General features: G+C 70.7%; 14 protein-coding genes. 1 reads left to right on the plus strand and 13 read right to left on the minus strand.

All coding sequences use genetic code 11. From position 1 onward, the window contains the following. Positions 1 to 13: 13 nt before the first annotated feature. From ACEUEL_RS01615 to bcsA, 6 genes are all read right to left on the minus strand, one after another. Complete coding sequence (locus ACEUEL_RS01615) at positions 14 to 592, minus strand: OmpA family protein (protein ID WP_405701480.1); 579 nt, start codon at positions 590 to 592, stop codon at positions 14 to 16. A 27-nt stretch (positions 593 to 619) separates the two neighbouring features. Further along, positions 620 to 1,039 carry a hypothetical protein gene (locus ACEUEL_RS01620; RefSeq protein ID WP_405701482.1) on the minus strand — a complete coding sequence of 140 codons (420 nt, stop codon included), beginning with the start codon at positions 1,037 to 1,039 and terminating at the stop codon, positions 620 to 622. Between the two features lie 212 nt (positions 1,040 to 1,251). After that, a complete protein-coding gene (locus tag ACEUEL_RS01625) occupies positions 1,252 to 3,411 on the minus strand; it encodes a hypothetical protein (RefSeq protein WP_405701484.1) in 2,160 nt (719 codons plus the stop codon). Further along, entirely contained in the window at positions 3,402 to 4,484 is a 1,083-nt protein-coding gene (locus ACEUEL_RS01630) for a glycosyl hydrolase family 8 (protein WP_405701485.1), read from the minus strand. The genes ACEUEL_RS01625 and ACEUEL_RS01630 overlap by 10 nt, the downstream gene beginning before the upstream one ends. Then, positions 4,481 to 7,216 carry a cellulose biosynthesis cyclic di-GMP-binding regulatory protein BcsB gene (locus tag ACEUEL_RS01635; RefSeq protein WP_405701487.1) on the minus strand — a complete coding sequence of 912 codons (2,736 nt, stop codon included), beginning with the start codon at positions 7,214 to 7,216 and terminating at the stop codon, positions 4,481 to 4,483. Before ACEUEL_RS01635 ends, ACEUEL_RS01630 begins: the two co-directional genes overlap by 4 nt. Positions 7,217 to 7,218: 2 nt before the next feature. Continuing rightward, on the minus strand, positions 7,219 to 9,402 hold the full coding sequence (gene bcsA / locus ACEUEL_RS01640) for a UDP-forming cellulose synthase catalytic subunit (protein ID WP_405701488.1): 2,184 nt from the start codon (positions 9,400 to 9,402) through the stop codon (positions 7,219 to 7,221). A gap of 316 nt (positions 9,403 to 9,718) precedes the next feature. Here bcsA and bcsN point away from each other — a divergent pair, with 316 nt between their 5' ends. Beyond that, positions 9,719 to 10,576, plus strand: a complete 858-nt coding sequence (bcsN, locus tag ACEUEL_RS01645; protein WP_405701490.1) for a cellulose biosynthesis protein BcsN — start codon at positions 9,719 to 9,721, stop codon at positions 10,574 to 10,576. A 276-nt stretch (positions 10,577 to 10,852) separates the two neighbouring features. Here bcsN and ACEUEL_RS01650 read toward each other — a convergent pair whose 3' ends face one another. The 7 genes from ACEUEL_RS01650 to ACEUEL_RS01680 form a co-directional block, all read right to left on the minus strand. Beyond that, the gene (locus ACEUEL_RS01650) at positions 10,853 to 11,722 is read right to left on the minus strand and encodes a hypothetical protein (protein ID WP_405701492.1); all 870 of its coding nucleotides are present in this window, start codon (positions 11,720 to 11,722) and stop codon (positions 10,853 to 10,855) included. A gap of 5 nt (positions 11,723 to 11,727) precedes the next feature. Further along, the gene (locus ACEUEL_RS01655; RefSeq protein WP_405701494.1) at positions 11,728 to 13,077 is read right to left on the minus strand and encodes a hypothetical protein; all 1,350 of its coding nucleotides are present in this window, start codon (positions 13,075 to 13,077) and stop codon (positions 11,728 to 11,730) included. Between the two features lie 101 nt (positions 13,078 to 13,178). Beyond that, positions 13,179 to 13,400, minus strand: coding sequence for a hypothetical protein (locus tag ACEUEL_RS01660; protein WP_405701496.1), 222 nt, complete (start codon positions 13,398 to 13,400; stop codon positions 13,179 to 13,181). Continuing rightward, positions 13,397 to 13,723: a hypothetical protein gene (locus tag ACEUEL_RS01665; protein WP_405701497.1), complete on the minus strand. Its 327-nt coding sequence runs from the start codon at positions 13,721 to 13,723 to the stop codon at positions 13,397 to 13,399. Before ACEUEL_RS01665 ends, ACEUEL_RS01660 begins: the two co-directional genes overlap by 4 nt. Before the next feature lie 3 nt (positions 13,724 to 13,726). Further along, positions 13,727 to 14,131 (minus strand): hypothetical protein, encoded by a 405-nt coding sequence (locus tag ACEUEL_RS01670; protein WP_405701499.1) that lies wholly within the window; start codon positions 14,129 to 14,131, stop codon positions 13,727 to 13,729. Between the two features lie 4 nt (positions 14,132 to 14,135). Next, positions 14,136 to 14,948, minus strand: a complete 813-nt coding sequence (locus ACEUEL_RS01675) for a hypothetical protein (protein ID WP_405701500.1) — start codon at positions 14,946 to 14,948, stop codon at positions 14,136 to 14,138. A gap of 162 nt (positions 14,949 to 15,110) precedes the next feature. Beyond that, complete coding sequence (locus ACEUEL_RS01680; protein ID WP_405701502.1) at positions 15,111 to 17,582, minus strand: Ig-like domain-containing protein; 2,472 nt, start codon at positions 17,580 to 17,582, stop codon at positions 15,111 to 15,113. Positions 17,583 to 17,599 lie beyond the last annotated feature (17 nt).

The following is a 17,599-nucleotide window of genomic DNA, read 5'->3' on the forward strand; positions in this document are numbered from 1 at the left end:
CCGTCGCCGGGGCTCACTTCAGCTTGCCGATGTTGAAGATCTGGACGCGGCGGTTGACGGCGGCGTCGGGATTCTTCGTGTCCTGCAGCGCTTCCTGGCCGAGACCAACCGATTCGAGGCTGGCCGGGTTGACGCCGAAGGTGGTGGTCAGCGCCTGGACGATGGCGTCGGCGCGCTCCTGGCTGAGCACCAGATTGCGCTCGCGCGTGCCGGTGGCGTCGGTGTTGCCGACCACGATGAAGCGGTAGCCCATCAGGATCGGGTGGTGCAGCGCGTCGGCGATCGAGCCGATGGTGCGGTAGGATTCCGGCTTGATCATCGCGGAATTCAGATCGAACTGAATCTGCACGTTGATCTGGGCGAGGTTGTCGAGCTGCACCGAGAGCGGGGGCGGGTTGGCGCCGGGGTACTGCACGATGTGGGCCTTGGCGAGGTCGCGCAGCGCCTGGGCGGACACCTGCGGGGCATCGCTCAGCGTGCTCTGCAGGCCCTGCAGGATCTCGGCATTGCTGTCGGCGGTCTGGGCGTACGCCGGCACGATCGGGCTGGCGACGATCGCCGCCACGAGGAGGGCGCGGATGGAGGTCTTCATGGCCTCAAATCTCCTGTCGGGCGGGGATCAGTTCCAGCCGGCGTCGGTGAGCGTCTGGCTGCAGGTGGCGTCGACGACCTTGACGGAGTCGAGCAGGCAGTTCAGCAGGTTGGCGTCGCCCGCCTTCACGCCCTTGCAGAATTCGGCGGCGTCGCGGCGGCAGACCTGGAACGCGGCGGCCTGCGCGGCGACGCGCTTCTGCACCGAGGCCACGGCGGCCTGGTAGTCGCTGATGCACTGCGGCGAGATCTTCGCCTGGTTCTGCGTCAGGCAGGTGGCGATGCGGCCGCCACCCAGGTTGAGCCCGCGGCAGAACTTCTCGATGTCGGCGCCGCAGCTCTTGGCGATGAGCGCGCCGGCCTGGGCGTAGCTCATGGTCTGCGCCTGCGCCCCGGCGCCGGACAGCGCGAAGATGCCGAATGCCAGTGCGATGATCGCCCGGTTCATTCCCCGTCCCCCTTGTCGTTGATGATCGCGTGGCTGTGATTCAGCCTGCCGTTCGCTAGCAGAAAGAGTGAAACAACCACAACGGCGATTGGTGCAAATTTTCACGAAATTCGTATGAAGACTTGCGTTTTCCCGACAGGTTGACCGAAAGGTCCGGAGACTGGCGCAAACTGTTGCGAGCGAACGTTTGTTCGCCTGCTCGCCATGGCCGATCAATACCGGATCAGCTTGCGCTTCTCGAGGATGGCGGTGACGCCCTTCATGCCTTCCGGATTGCCGGCGGCGGCGAGCGACTTGAAGATGCGGTCCGCCGAATTGTAGTCGTTCAGCTGGAAATAGGCCCAGCCGCGCAGCAGCATCAGGCCCTGGTCCTCGGGCATCAGGCGGTTGCGCTCGTCGAGCGCGATGATGGCCTCGACCCAGCGCCCGTCGTCATAGGCGGCGGTGGCGCGCTGGGTGATGATGTCGGCGCTGAGCTGGACGAGGCGGCGGCTGTCGTTAGGCGCCTGGGTGGCGGCGACGGCGGCGGCATTGGTCATGCCCTTGCGCAGATAGGCGAGCGACTTGCCGTAGGCGGCGTCCTCCAGCGTCTGGCCGGAGCCGTTCTTCAGGGCGAGGTCGAAGGCGGCGGCGGCTTCGAGCGGGCGCTCCAGTTCCATCAGGCACCAGCCGCGCGCCACCGCCTCGCCGCCCGACAGCGTGCCGCGGCGGAAGCCCTCGTCGGAGAGCGAGACGCAGCGCCCGAAGCGCTTCGACTGCAGCGCCGCGGCCGCGGCGCCGCGCGATCCGCCACCGCTTCCCGAACCGCCGTTCCAGCCGTCGTCGATGCCGTCCGCGACCCGGGTGGCGCGGCTGAGGCGCGCCGGCGCCGGCTCATAGGGCGCAGCGTCGAGCGGGAGCGGCTCGCGGGGTGCGAGGGGCGCGGGCTGGGCCGCGACCGGGGACAGAGAGGTGGTGGCGGGCTGGCCGGCACCGGCCTGCTGCTCCAGCCGGCGGCGGGCCTCGGGGGAGACGAGGGCGTAGATGCGTTCGGAGCGGTCCTTCCAGGCGGCGACGATGGCGTTGAGGCCGGCGCGGTCGCGCAGCCGCAGCCGCGTCACGGCGAGGCCATAGGCGGCCGGCTCCTCCTCCGGCGCCCATTCCAGCGCGGTGGCGAACCAGCTCGCGGCGGTCTTCAACTGCCCGGTATTGTAGGCGTACCAGCCGAGCGCCTGCGCGCCCGTGGCGTATTTCTCCTTGGTCACCACCGGGCTGAACCGGGCCAGCACCTCGGGCGCGAGCCGCGGGGGCGGGTCGGCGGTCAGCAGGCTCACCACCACATCGAGATAGGCCTTGGCGTTTTCGGGGCTGGAATCACGCCATTTCCAGGCGATCGGCTCGGCCTCCAGCGCTTGCTTGCCGGCCATCAGCGTCAGCACATAGCCTTCGGCGGCCTTGGCGCCGCCGTTGCGGTCGAGCGCGATCTTGAACCAGTCGAGCGCGCGCGCCGGCTCGCCGTGGCGGTAGAGATACCAGCCGAGCAGCAGCGCGTCGCCGGCCTGCGTGCCGTCGCGGGCGAGCTTTTCCACCGCCGCGATGTCGTCCGGCGAGACGGTCAGCGTCGGGTCCTGCGCGGCGAGGCCCAGCCGGCGACGCAGCAGATCGTCGCGCAGCGCGACGAACTCGCCCCGGCCGGAGGGGTCGCGCTTCTCCTGCTGCATCAGCTCGGCGAGGCGCTTGTCGTCGAGCGTCTGCATCGCCTTCTGCACGGTGGCGAGGCGTTCGCCGGAATCGGTGCAGTTCGCCAGCACATAGCCATAGGCGTCGCGGGCGCGATCGGGCTGGCTGGTCTTGGCGAAGGCCTCGGCGACCCGCCAGAGCACGTCGACATTGGTGCAGGTGAGCAGGGCGGGGGTGTCGGTGGCGATGCGCAGCACGCTCGCCCACTGGCTGGCGTCGGAGGCGTTGATCAGGCGGCGGCGCGCCTCGGCCTCGTCGAGGCGGGCGACGAGATCGGTCGGCACCACCCATTGCGGATCGGCGGCCTGGCGGGCGGCGATGGCGCTGCGCACGTCGGCATATTTGCCGTCGGCGTAGAGCCGCCACATCTTCTCGAGCTCGGGATCGGACTGGGCGACGGGGCCGAACAGGTCGGCGGGCGGGTTCCAGTCCGGGTAGAGGGCGCGCAGGCGGGCGGTCTCGGCCTCGAGGCGGCGGGTGTCGCCCTGCGCCGCGAAATAGCGCAGCGCGCTCTCGTCGACCTGCGGGCGCGGCGTGGTGCCGGGCCGGGCGGCGGTGGCGGGCGCCGTCGCCGGGAGCTCGATCTGCTGCCCGATCGCGGGGACCACCGCCCCCCCGAGCATGAGCAGCAGAACGGCTCTCTTTACAGACATCGCGGATATTTCTCGGCCACCATGGAATAACTGAGCAGGTAGAGGGTCGAGGGATAGTAGAGCGTCGGTTCGAAGCGGCGCAGATCCGCCGGAATGGGTGTTCCGCTGAGCGCGCACGCCAGGCTCGCGCCGAGCATGCGGTAGCCCGGTTCGGTCAATCTGGTCAGAACGTTCCCGGTCGGAATGTCGACGATGGCGGGCACGCCGCCATTCTCGACAATCCAACTGCGCCGAAAGATTTCGAGGGTCCCCGTGTCCTTGATACCTGCTCTCAAAAGGTAAAGAACTATCCTTAATGAATTGTAACCAAAGACCGGCTGGAACCCGGCGGCGGGGGTGACCGGCTTGCCGGGCGGGGCGGCGATCCAGTCGGGCGGGAGCCGTGCCGGGCCGAGCCGGGCCTCGGCGAGCAGCGACAGCCCGCTCTTCTGCAGGGCGGCCCAATCGGTCTCGGGGGCGAGCGCGGCGAGCACCGGGAAGGCCTCGAAGATCCAGTAGGAGAGGTTGAGGATCGGCCCGTCGCGCCGCTCGGCGGAGGAGAAGCCGGTGACGCCGGGCAGCAGCACCAGCCGGTTGCCGTCGCGCTTCACCACGCTGGCGCCGATGGCGCGGGCGAGCTTGCGGGCGCTGGCGAGATAGCCGGGCTCGTTCCAGGCCTGGCCGGCGCGGGCGAGGGCGAGCGCGATCAGGATGTCGCCGTCGCTCGCGGCGTTGATGTCGGTGATGTGCGGGGTGGCGCCCGGATCCCAGCGCCAGGCGGCGAGCCCGTCGTCGCGGATCATCAGTTCGGTGCGGGTGAAGCTCCAGATGCGTTCGAAGGTGGCGCGGTCGCCCGCCTCGAAGGCCAGCAGCATGCCGTAGCCCTGGCCCTCGGAATGGCTGATGCTGCCGTTGGCGTCGTCGATCACGCGCCCGGTGGGGTCGACGAAGCGGGTGCGGTAGGCCTGCCAGGCGTCGTCGGGGATCATGGCGGTCGCCACCGGTTGCGCGGCCGCCGCGCCGGCGAGGACGAGGCCGGCGAGGCCCGCGAGGAGCCGGCGCAGGATCGCGCGAATCACGGGGGGCTTCCTCATGACTTGCGCCCCAGCCGACGCAGCAGGAACGAGGTGGAGATGCCGAGCAGCGTGCCGCACACCACCAGCATCAGCGCATAGGGCAGGATGTTGATGGACAGCCAGTTCGCCGCGATGAGGCGGAAGTTCGAGAAGCCGAGCGGCGTCGTCACCACGAAGCGGTAGCTCGCGGGCGCGCGCTGCTCGATCCGGTCGGTCGAGATCTGGAAGGTGGTGATGGCGCCGCCGATGCGGTTCCAGGGCTGGTTCATGGTGAGCCGGCCGAGCCCTTCCGACAGCGCCTGCGCCGAGCGTCCGGCGACCAGCGTCCAGGCGCCGTTGCCGCTCGGGTTCGAGCCCTGCGCCATCATCACCGAGGTCCGCGTCGGCGGCTCGAACTGGGTCTCCACCGCCGCGCCGATGCGCAGCGAGGAATAGGAGATGTCGAAGGTGCGCTTCAGCCAGTTCTCGAAGCCGTCCATCAGCCCGGTGATGCCGCCCCCGCCCGAGAGGCTCTCGCGCCAGCGCTGGTAGACCTCGCCGGTATCGCCGCCTTCGCCGTCGCGGCCGGCGGCGGGCGCGTTCTTCTGGCGCTCGCGCAGGCGCTGGAGCACGTCGTCATAGGTGGCGGCGGCGCCGGGCGGGCGTGGCGCGCCTTCGTCCGCCGGGCCGGCCGGCCAGTTCACGCGCGTGTTCTCGGCGATGCCGAGCTGGCCGAGTACGCCGGGGGCGGTCTGCGAGATGGCGCCGACGAAGATCGCCGGGCGTTCGCCCAGCGTCGCCGAGGCGGGCGAGGAATCGATCGGGATCGCCGCTTCCGCCTGCAAGGCGAGGCGCGCCATCAGCGTCGCCGCGGCCGAGACGGTGGGGCCGTCGTGGCGGGCCAGCACCACGGCGAGCGGGTTGCGATCACGGGGATAGGGAAAGGCGCTCGCGGCGAGGGCGGCGAGATCGGGACGGCGGCCGATGCGGGCGAAGTCGTCGAGCGCGAACTCGGTCGAATCGAACAGCACGAAGCGGTCGGCGCCCGGCAGGGTGGCGCCGGGCAGGCAGCGCGAATCCGCCTCGGTGTCGAGCACCACCTCGAGCCACAGCTGGTTCACGCCGGGGCGGAAATTGCGCAGCGGGAAGGTGATGCGGTGGCGCTGCATCAGGCCGCCGCCGGAATTGGTGATGGCGGTGGTCGAGGCGATCTGGTCGTTGACGTAGAGGTCGACATGGCTGCCGGGGCGCACCGCCTCGGTATAGGCCGCATCGAGGAACAGCGAGCCCTCGCCGTAGTAATTGGCGTAGAAGTCGTCCGGCAGGGCGATGGCGAAGCGGGTGCGCAGCCGCCGGCCGGAAAACTCCTGCGTGGCGACGCCGACATTGGCGAGACGGATGCGGCGTGCGCCGGTGAAGAGCGGCGTATCGGGCGCCATCCAGCTCGCGGTGGCGACGGAATCGGCGGGCGGGCGGGCAAGGGCGCCGAGCCGCTCGATCGCCGCGTCGACATCGTTCGCCCCCGGCCCCGAGAGCACCAGCGTCGGCCCGCCGCTGCGCGCGTCGTCGATGAGCAGCGCGGCGGCGCGCAGGCCTGCCTCCGGCGGCGGCGCGGCCATCAGCCGGGGCAGCTCGCCCGCGGTGCCCAGCACGACGGTGAGGGTGCCCGGCGCCCGGCCCGCGGGCGCCGCCGCGGGATTCTCGACGAGGACGACGAGGGGATTGGCGTACTGGCCGCGCAAGGCGATGGCCTGCACCGCCCGCAGCACGCGGGCGCTGCCGCCGCCTTCCAGCGGCCCGGGGGTGATGACGCGCAGCACGGTCTGGCCCAGCGCGTCGACGCCGATGGCGGGCAGGTCGTCCAGCCCGCCGGCGAGCGGGGGGCGGCCGCCGGCGAAGGACAGGCCGGTGGCGGCGGTGTTGATCTCGGTCCACAGCTCATAGGTCGAGGAGACCGAGCAGTCGGTGCGGTGGCGCTGCAGCACCTCGAAGCGGATCAGGTTCGGTCCCGCGCGCAGCAGGCCGGCGCGCAGCGGGGCGGAGATGCGGGCGGGCGCCTGCGAGGAGGCGATCGGCGTCTCCAGCGCCGCCTGGCCGTTGATCATCACCCGCAGGCGCGAGACCTCGGGCATCACCACCACGGCGTTCAGGTAGCTGACCCACAGGGTCGCCTGGCGCGCGGCCTCCTCGCGGGTGAGGTGGATCGACCACGCGCGGGAATCGACCTCGCCTTCCAGCACCAGCCGGCGGTCGGGCACCAGCAGGCGGTCCGGCAGCGGCTCGCGACCCGGGCCGGACGCCGCCGCGGCGGCGGGTGCGGGCGTCGCGGCGGGCGGATTGGCGAGCGCCGGCGGCGTCCCGGGTGGCAGGGCGGGCCCCGGGGATGGCGCGCCCATGCCGAACGGGGCCGAGGGTGCCGCGGGCGAGGGGCTGGCAGGGGACGCCCCCATGCTGAACGGCGCCGGCCCCGATGCCGGCGGGGCGGGGTTCTGCGCGGCGGGTGCCGGCGCGCCCATGCCGAACGGGGCCGGGCTCGCGGCGCCGGGCGGATTGGCCAGCGCCGGCGGCGTGCCGGGCGGCAGGGCGGGGCCGGGCGCGGGCGCGCCCATGCCGAAGGGTTGTGCGGCGGCCGGCGGCGCCGGCGTCGCGCCGTTCGCCGGCGCGTTCATGTCGAAGGCGGGCGCCTGCGCCCATGCGGGCGAGGGGGCCGCGGCGGGCAGCAGCGCGAGGAGGGCGATGCCGGCCACCCATCGCCGAGGGTCGAGCGCCATGGTCACTTCCCCGAGATGGCGCTGCGGGCGGCGCGTTCGAGCTTGTGCAGGTGGACGAAATAGGCGAGGCCGCGCCCGGTCTGGTAGATCGCCGTGGCGAAGAAGCGGACCGTGCCGCGCAGCACGCCGGGATTGTTGCGCCGCGAATACTGGAATTTCTTCCAGTCGTCGGCATTGGCGAAGATCAGGTCGGCGATCAGCCGGTAGTGCAGCGGCACCTTGGCGTCGTACTGCACGCCCAGCGACTGGCCCTCGCCGTCGCGCGTGATGTTGCGCACGATGATGGGCAGCGTGTCGATGCCGGGGTCGGACTGCGGCTTGAAGCGGATCGCCGCGTCCGCGCCGCGCTCCAGCGCCGGCACGCCGGAAGCGGGCACGCGGATGCTGGCGCCGCCGATCGAGACGTCCTCGATAATGGCGGCATAGGAGCGCTCGCCGAGCAGCAGTTCGCAGCGGCGCTGCAGGTTGACGCGGTGGCTGCGGCGGCGGTTCTGGCGTTCCGACACGACGCCCAGCGCGCAGCCGGCGATGATCAGGTTCAGCAGGTTCCAGCCGCCGACCACCAGCGTGACGTCGGCGGTGTAGGGCTCGGTGATGACGCGCCAGAAGGTCAGCAGCACGGCGATGCACTGCAGCGCGAAGATGATGAAGAACGGCTTGCCGATCTCCGAGACGTGGCTCTCGTCCATGGTCTCGCCCTTGGCGGTGACCTTGAAGGTCGGCTTCTTCGGGTTGGCCATCACCGAGAGCAGGGCCGGGAACAGGTAGACCGACTGGATGAACTCGTAGAGCTCGGAGATCCACGGCCAGCGGTAGCGGCCGTAGAGATAGTTCTGCATCAGCAGGTTCACGATCATGTAGGTCGACGTATAGGCGAGGAATTCGGCGCCCGAGGCGTTGAAGATCTCCAGCGAGAACAGGAGATAGAACAGCGGCGAGATGAGGAAGATCATCCGCGAGATCGGGAAGAACCAGAACAGCGTCGAGGACATGTAGCACAGGCGCTGCGGCAGGCTGAGCCCGCGCTTGCCCGGCGGGAAGCGGAAGCGCAGGATCTGGTACATGCCCTGCGCCCAGCGCGAGCGCTGGCCGATGAAGCTGGCGAAGGTCTCCGGCTGCAGCCCGGCGATCAGCGGGGTGTCGACATAGACCGAGTGCCAGCCGCGCCCGTGCAGTTCGAGCGCCGTCTCGCAATCCTCGGTGATGGAGATGCCGGAGAATCCGCCGGTCTCGTCCAGCGCCTTGCGCCGCAGCAGCGCCGCCGAGCCGCAGAAGAAGGCGGCGTCCCATTTGTCGAGGCCGCGCTGGATGATGCCGTAGAACATCTCGTTCTCGGACGGCATGTGGTCGAAGGTGTCGAGGTTGCGCTCGAGCGGGTCGGGGTTGATGAAGAAATGCGGGGTCTGGACGAGGAACAGCTTCTCGTCCTGCCCGAAATAGCCGACCGTCTGCTTGAGGAAGCTGCGGGCGGGGGCGTGGTCGGCGTCGAACACGGCGATGATCTCGCCGGTCGAGTGCTGGAGGCCGTTGTTGAGGTTGCCGGCCTTGGCGTGCTCGTTGCGGCGGCGGGTGAGGTAGCGGCAGCCGAGCCCCTCGCAGAGCGCGGCGAGTTCGCGGCGGCGCTCCTGCGCCTCCTGCGCGCCGGCGGGGTCGTCCTGCTCGCATTTCTGGTCGGTGCCGCCGTCGTCGAGCAGCCAGACGGTGAACTTGTCGGCCGGGTAGTCCATCGCCTTGGCCGCCGCCAGCGTCGAGGCGAGCAGCGCGGGTTCCTCGTTGTAGGTCGGCACGAACACGTCGACGGTCGGGACCTTGTCCTCGGGGATCGGCGGGGCGACGCGCTGGGGCAGCGGCGAGGAGACCACGAACAGGCTGAGCCCGAGCATGAAGACGCTGTACATCTCGGCCATGTACAGCAGGAAGCCGGGGATGAAGTCCTCGATCTGGCCGATCGGCGGCAGCGTCGAGGTGGTGCGCCAGTAGACGTAGCGCAGCACGATCGCCGTGCCGAGCGCCAGCGCGACCATGCGGGCGGGGCCGACCGGCGCGAACATCTTCAGAAGAATAATCACCGCCACGACGATGCAGCCGGCGATCAGATGGGCCTGCAGGCTGATCGGCAGCGTGATGAGGAACACCACCGCAAGTGTTGCGATGGCCCACAGACAGGCGATCCAGACCCTGCGCATGTCGTTTTGCGTTCCCGGTTACCGTCAAGCCTGCCGGCGAGCGCCAGACGCGCCCATTGTGGTCGGGCAGTGGTTAGGGAAATCTATCCATCACCGCCATTCGTCGCCGATTCCCCGAGAGATGACGGCGGGTTAGGATTCCGCCGAGCCAAGCGATTCGGCGCGCCCGCGCCGTCGCGATCCTCTTTCGAACCCCGGGTGGACCAGCGACGTGGCGGTGACAGGAACGCGGCAGGGAACGGACCGACCGGCGCAGGCCCGGCGGTGGCGGTCCGACTGCCGGCGCGTGGGCCGCCCGGCGATCCCCGTTCTCGCGATGCCCGTCCTGGCGGTTCTCGGCCTCGCGGGCCTTGCGGGCGCCTGCGCGCCCTATCCGCTGCGCGGTGCCGATCCCACCATCGCCAGCCAGACCAACGAGGTGCCGATCACCCGTGCGCTGATCCTGCCCCCGCCCGGCGGGCCGAAGGTGCTGGCGGTGACCGAGATCCAGTTCCAGAACGCGGTGGAGCAGGAGGTGGTGCTGAGCACCCGCTCGGCGACGCCGGGGCAGAACGCGCTGCACATCGTCATGTTCGGCCCCGCCGCCGGCAATGTCGGGGCGGAGCGCACCCGTAAGGACGAGCGCCTCTCCGAGGAGGCGCTGGCCGAGGAGATGGAGAAGCGCCTGCCGGACGTGCCGATGCACGTCTCCACCTTCTTCGTGCAGAACCGCTACGGCCCGTTCGGCTACGCCATCGGCCGCACCGGCACCGACCTGTGCATCTATGGCTGGCAGCGCATCGAGGCGCAGGTGCCGCGTTCGCCGATCATCAAGGGGCGCGGCGTCGTCGCGGTGCGCCTCCGGCTGTGCCAGACCGGCGCGACCGAGGCGAAGCTGCTCAGCGTGATGTACGGCTACACCATCAACGCCTATTTCCTGCCGCCGGCCTGGGATCCCTATGGCCGCCCGTTGCCGGTGCCGCCCGAGACCGGGCGGGTCGGCGGGCCGATCACGCTGCCGGAAGGCCCGCTCGGCATGGGCACGGTGCTGGACGGCGGCCTCGGCCCCGAGCCGCGTGCGCCCGCCCCTGCGCGCCGCCGCGCGCCGGCGGCCGAGGCGGCGCCGACCGGCCCGCAGCCGCCCTCGACGCCGCTGGAGGGCTACCCCACCGTGCCGGCGCCCGGCGCCAACTGAGCGCAGCGTCCGGCATCCGGCCGCGGTCGAGCGCTGCGGCATCGGCCGTTCGGGCGTCGATCGCCTCGCCCTCCCGGGCCGCCGTCATCACCGGGCCCGTCCCGGGATCCACGCCTTTGCTGAAACGCGACGCTGACGGCGTGGATGGCCGGGACGAGCCCGGCCATGATGGCGGAGGTCGAGAGCGTCCCGGGAGCCCTTCGTCAGGGGTATCGAGCCGACCCGGCCATGACAGCGCGGGGGGTATGTGGTGCCCGGGCGCCTGCCTTCCGCCCGTCACCCGCGCGGGCGGTCGCCGGGCGGGGTGGGCAGGATGCGGGCGCGTTCGGCGGCCAGCATCGGCAGTTGCGCCGAGGTCGGGGGGGCGGCGAGCGCCGCCGGCTTCCAGCCGGCCGGGGTGTCGGCGGTGACGAGCGCGGGCAGGCGCGGCACCGCGGACTGCGCCACGCGCTCCTCGGACTTCGCCGGCCGGGATTGGTCGGGCATGGCGGAAGCCGCCTTCGCCGGGGCCGCAGGGCCTGCATCGGCGTCGCCGGCCCTTGCGGCGATGGTGCTGGTGGTGACCGGTTTCGCCGCGAGGGGCGCGGCGCCCTCGCCCTCGCGGGCGTCGATGGTCACGGAAGCGAGGCGCCAATTGCCGGCGATCGGGGCGAAGCCGAGGTCGAATTCGACCTTGAGCGGCTGCGTCGGGAAGAATCCGGCGATGCGCAGCATGCCCTCCGGCGTGATCTCGGGCGCGCGGGTCAGCTTGGCGTCGAGCAGCAGGGTGGCGGCGAAGTCGAGCTGGCGCTCGCGCAGGCCGCGGAAATGGTCGGCCAGCGTCGCGACGGTCTGGCGCTCGCGGAAGGCGGGCGCGCCGAGATCGCGCAGCACGGAATAATTGCCGGTGATGTTGGCCTGGTTGACCGCGGCGAGCGCGTTGCGCACCAGCGCCAGCAGCACCGGCGCGGGCGGCAGGTCGAGCTGCGGGGCGGCAGCTGCGCCGAGCGCAGGCGCAGGCGCGGGTGCGGCGATGGCCGCCGCGTCGGTCGCCGGGGCGGCGGCTTCGGCACCGACGACGCTGCGGGCAAGGCCCGCGCCGAGAGCCAGCATCAGCGGCACGCTGAGCAGGGCGGCGCGGCGGGCGGTGCGGCCGTCGGTCTCCATCGGCGTCACCACGCCACCATGATGCCGGCCTTGCCGCCGACCTGGCCCTCGTTGAGGCCGAGGCCGACGCCGCCGGTGAGGAACAGGCTGTCGTCCCACAGCCGGGCGATGCCGGAGAGGGCGAGCGCGTTCTGCCCGCCGAAGCTGCCCCACTGGGCGCTGACCGCGACGTTGCGCCCGGAGGGCAGGGTGGGCGTGTCCATCGCCATCGCCATGGCGACGCCTTCCTGCACCTTGGTGATCTCGGCGAAGACGGGCGAGAAGTCGACGAGGTCGTTGATGTTGGCGCTGGCGAGGTTGCCGCTGGCGTCCGTGGTGACGACCTGGATCGGGCCGGACTGGGCGTCGCGGCTCGCCTGCGAGGTGATGCCGGCGAAGGTATAGCTGCTGGACGCCGTGCCGACCGCGACCTGGTTGGCGCGGGTGGTGGTCGCGCCGGCGCCGAGCGCGGTCGAGCCGGCATATTCGGCGGTGGCGCCGTTGCCGATGGCGGTCGAATTGGCGGCGGAGGCCTTGCTGGCGTTGCCGAGCGCGGTCGCCCCCGCACCCGAGGCGATCGAGCCGTTGCCGAGCGCGGTCGCGTTGGCGGCCGAGGCGTTGGCGCCGTTGCCGAGCGCGGTCGAGCCGGCGGCGGCGGCGACCGAGCCCTGGCCGATGGCGGTGGAGCCGACACCGTTGGCGACCGCGTTCTGGCCGACGGCGGTGGCGTTCTTCTGGTTCGCGGCGGCGGAATTGCCCAGCGCCGTGCCGCCTTCGGCATTGGCGTTGGCGCTCTGGCCGAGCGCGGTCGACTTGACGCCGTTGGCGCTCGCCTGCTGGCCGATGGCGGTCGAGGCGGTGCCGGCGGCGCGCGATCCCTGTCCCACCGCGGTGGCGTTCACCTGGCTGGCGATGGCGTCCTGGCCGAGCGCGGTGGCGGCGGTGTTGTCGGCCTTGGCCGACTGGCCGAAGGCGGAGGCACCGAGGCCCTGCGCGCTCGAATCGGCGCCGACCGCGGTGGTGTTGTCGAGATTGGCGTTGGCATTGCGGCCGATGGCGGTCGAGGAGACGCCGTTGGCGACGGCGAGCTGGCCGAAGGCGCTGGCATTGTCGTTGAACGCCTTGGCGCCCTGGCCGACGGCCGTCGTGTTCGGCTGCGTCGCTTCGGCGTTGGCGCCGATGGCGGTGGAGAGCGTGCCGGTGGCTATCGCCGCGTTCGGCCCGGAACCGGCGCAGGCGAGCGCCTGGGCGGAGAGGTCGCACAGCACCGGATCGGCGGCGGCGCGCCCCGCCAGCGCCAGCGCCAGCACCGCGGCCGACACCGCGAGACCGGCGGCGCGTGCACCGCCCCTGCGTTCCGTTGCGCCTGTCGTCATGCGCCTTCACCCCGTCGCCGGAGCCGGACGATCCGATTCCGGTCTTTCCCCGAGGATCGGCGGTTATGGTTAACTGCCGGTTAATTTTGATCTGAGTATTTTCAAATAGTTAAGGGAATGTGCCGTGAGACGGGCCCCCTCCAGATAATCATTCGTCTCACGTCTTCCGCCAGAGTTTGCAGCAGGGCGAGGCGCGTGGCTGGATCGAGCTCGATCACCAGAGGCGGCACCAGACAATCGCCCTCCGGCGCCATCTCGATCACCAGCGTGACGCGCTCGCGGCTCAGCCGGATCATGGGCGGGATGCGGGGGTGTGGCGTCACGATTTCGCTGGTCCTCGGGCGCCGGCGCGCTTGTCGGAGAGCGCGACATCGATCCGCCCGTCGAGCCTATCCAACCGGCCGATGATTTCGTCGCGCATCTCGCGAAGGTCGTGCCGGCGCGCATAGGTTTCCGCCACCTGCACCTTGAATTCGGAGAGCTGCTGTTGGGCGAGCAAGGCTTGGGCTCCCGCAGCCGTGGCGGAGGTATGGGCCCCGCCAACGGCTTGCGTGATCCGGTTCTCGATGCGCCACCACACCCCGGCGATCGCACCGAGGATCAAGCACAGCGCGGTGGCCATCTCCCATGTGATCGGCCCCGTCACGTCTCACCTCCGCGCGATGGCTGCGGCGATGGCGTTCACGCCTTTGCCGACCGTGTAGATCCCGAAGAAGCTCAGCAGGATCGTGCCCTGCCACTGGTCGAAGGGTGCAGGGAAGGCGGGGATGCGCCAGCCGAGCCGGAAACAGGTGTCGAGCGTCACCAGCACCAGGTGCAGCGTGAAGCAGGCAGCGATCACCGCCGTGATGAGCCGCATCTCCCAGAAGCCGGCGGTAGAGAGCCGCACCTCGAGCGCCGCCTTGCGCGCCGCGATCTCCGCATCGATCTGCGCTTTCGCGATCTCGGCGCGGATGCGCTCGCTCTCGACGGCGCTGTCCTTCCCCTTGGCGTAGATCTCGGCGAGGGCCTTCAGTCCGCCGCCGGTGAGCCATCGCAGGATGATCGCCAGCATGGCCTCACCGCGCCAGGCGCTTGAGCTCGACACGGCCGGTGAGCAGCAGCCAGGCGCCGACACCGCCGGCGACGACCAGCAGCGCCAGCGCCGCCAGCGTCCACGGATTGTCGATCCCGGCGATGAGCGCGGCGCCGGCGCCGGCGGCCGAGGTCGCCACCGTGGCGATCGAGCCCGAGCGCGTCACCGGCACGTCGTCGGCCTTCGCCATCTCCGGCGCCACGTCGGCCGGCTGCGGCATCTTCGCATCGGCCGCCTCGAGCGCGCCGAGGAAGGCGGTGTAGTGGCTGGCGATCAGCTTCGCCTTGTCGGTGCCGTTGACGATGCGGCGGGCGCCAAGAGCGTCCGTCATGGCGCCGATGAAGTAGTCGCCGAGCTTCTTGCGGGTGAACCATCCCTCGATCATGCCGCGCACGAGGATCTCCGCGGCAATGTCGGGGCGCATGGCCAGGTCGTAATTGGCGATGAGCTTGCCGCCGAGCTTCAGCTCGCGGTCGGCGCGCTCGTAATTGTCGTCCCAGGTGAGCTGCACGAAGCCGCGGCCATAGGCGACCTGCCCGCGATTGCGCCCCGGCTTGCCATAGGGCTTGCCCTTGCCGCGGCCATATTCCCGGATCGGCTGCATGGTGGCGTCGGTCTCATGGAATGCGGTGGCAAGGATGTAGGCGAGCCAGTGCCGCGCCGGCGCCGAGCCCGGCAGGCGCGTGGCCTCCCACACCTTGAGGATCGCCTCCATGCCGTCGATCTGCGCTTGCCGAAGGCTCCCGCCGAACGGGGCGCGGCGCGCATAGGCGAAGAAGGTCGTGCGGTTGATCATGCGCCGGGCTCCCGTCTCGGATGGAGCCCGCAGCATCGCCCCTGCCGGGGAGTGTCAACCGAGGCGCCAGCACCAGCGCGCCGGCGCGGCCGAGCCCGTCGGGGCGCGGCGCCGAGAACGTCCACGGATCTTTCGAGGGATCATAGGGCATCAGCGGATCTCCTACAGCGCCAGGATCTTGGCGGCGGCGGTGTTGGCCAGCAGCGTGCCGGGGGCGAGCTTGAGATGGACGCCGGCGCCGTCCGAATTGTCGATACAGCTCGGCGGGCACCAGCCGCCCGCCACCGCCGCGGCGTCCGGCGCCGAGCCGTTGCTCAGGGCCGCGAACAGCTCATAGGTCTTGATGACGCGGCCGGTGCCGAGCTGGGCCACCAGACGGGTATAAAGGCTGTTGTGCCGGTCTCGCTCGGTGGCGTTGCGCGCGTTGGTCTGGCAGATGACGATCTTGCCCTCGCGATTGTCGGCGAGTTGCATGTAGAGGCCGTACGTCGTGTCCTCGTTGACCCAGCCGTTATCCGCGAGGTCGAAGTGGATGAGCGGCAGACCCTTCATAAAGCCGAGCGACTGCACGCGGGCGAGCTGCTGCGCGAGAGTGCTGGAGCCGACGCCAGCCCCGAAGGTGATGCGCCCGGCCGCCGCTTCCACGAGCACCGGGAAGTTGACGCCCAGCGTCCACGCCGAGCCGCTGTCGCCCGCGACCAGGATGCGGTTCAACCCTTGGGCCATCGAACTCGCGAAACGGCCGAACAGCCGGTCCTGCGCCGCGCCCCAGACTTGCACCTGTGTCTTGCTACGGTCGCCACCCCACGGGTTGACATTGCCCGTATTGACGTGGAGGCGAGCCCGCGTATAGCCGCGCCCCGACCAGTTGAGCTGGCCGTTCTTCAGGATGCCGTCGCGGTATACGAAGAAGGACTTCTCGTCGTTGGCGCTGTCGGCGCGGTTGCCAAAGAACAGCTCGAAGTCCTGACCCTCGGCCAGAGCGCCACAGTTGATCGTCGTGGTGTTGCCGGCGGTGTCGGTCTCGGCAAGGGTGAGGTCGCCCGCGGCCGAGCGAAACACCCGCAACCTCGGCATGAAGTTGAGGTTGCAGTCCTCGGCCCAGAGCGCCTCCGCGACGCCCGACGCGGGGCCACCCCGTCCGGCAACCCGGAACGAGTGTTCGCCGCGCACCTGACCCTTTATCGCCGCCGCCTTGTAGACGTGCACATTGTCGACGATGTGCTTTTTTCCGCCCTGGTCGCTGTTCAGGGTGGCACCGCCGACATAGAGGCTCTGGGTGACGCCGGGCAGCCACTCGATGGCGCCTTCGACCTGCACGGTGGCGTTGCCGGTGCCGGTGATCTGGCCTCCCGTATACGCCGTGCCGAGCCCTGCCTGCGCCGAGATGCGCGCCTCGAGCACACCGGTGACCGAGCCGTCCGCCTTGCGGCCGCTGTAGCTCATCACCACGGGTTGCGCGTACCAGGACGAGCCGGTGAGGGCGAACATCCGGAAGCCGGAGAGGTAGGTGTTGACGTGGGTGATCTCCAGCTCGCCCGCGACATTCGCCACCGCCGCCCCGTTCGCGCCGGTGAAGTTGGTCGTGCCGCTGGCGAAATCGCCGTTGGTTGCATAGTCGGTGCTGGTGTCGATATAGGGGCCGATGACATAGGCATTGCTGCCGAGGCTCGTGCCGCCCGGCGTGGCCGCGATCAGTCCGGCGAGGGTGTAATCATCGCCGTCATACCAGCCATAGCCCTGCCCGACGTCGATGGCCCAGATGGGCGCCACGTCGTTTGGCGCCTTGATCAGCCAGGGCACGCTGTCCACCGCCACGGTCCACGCATCGGATATCGGCATGCTGGCGATCTCCAGCAGATAGTCGAGGCCGGCAGTGAGCGCGGATTGCAGGGTGTAGGACCACTCGCCGGCGGCATTGGCGCGGGTGCTGCCGTCGACCACCGGCCCGGTGCCGCCGACCTCCGTGACGATCACGTCGACGCGGGAAGCCGGAAATGCCTTGCCCCGAAGAAGGGGCGTCGCGTCGCCGATCTTGCCGCCCACCGGGGTCGGCTCAATGGCTGTGATCTTGGGGGTTCCGAGCACCGCCGCGGCCGCAAGGGTCTCCGCCGCCTTGGAGGTGGCGACCGCAGCGGCCTGCTGCGCCTGGGTGTTCTTGGCGGTGACATCGGCCTGCACCGCGAGCGAAACTTGCGTGGCCGCCTCCGCGGCGGCGCCATCGATGTTGTCGATCCGGGTGTTGGTCTTGCCGATGTCGCGGCGCCGCTCGACATCCCGCAGGGCCGCGCGATCCAGCTCCGCCTCGAGCGCCGCCGGGTCGTAGTAGCCGCCGGCGGTGATGTTCGTCTGCCGCCCCGGCTCGGCGAGGCCGAGGGACCGGATGACCGTGCCGATCGCCACGCCTGCGGTCAGCACGGCCGTGCCGCCAGATGGAGCGCCGACGCCCTCGATGCTGTAGTCGGCGCCTAAAGCGAGTAGTGTCTCGGCACCACCCGCCAGCGTTCGGAAGACCGCGAGGTCTGCCGGGCGCTGGATCGGGAAGCCGAACGGGAAATGGGTTTGCCCGGCAACACTCGCAATCTGCGTGCTTTCCCGGGTATCGGCGGGGAGGATCGGAAATGAGGTGCTCATGCCGCCCATGCTGCGGG

The organism is Ancylobacter terrae, from assembly GCF_045108345.1.
Classification (GTDB): Bacteria; Pseudomonadota; Alphaproteobacteria; order Rhizobiales; family Xanthobacteraceae; genus Ancylobacter.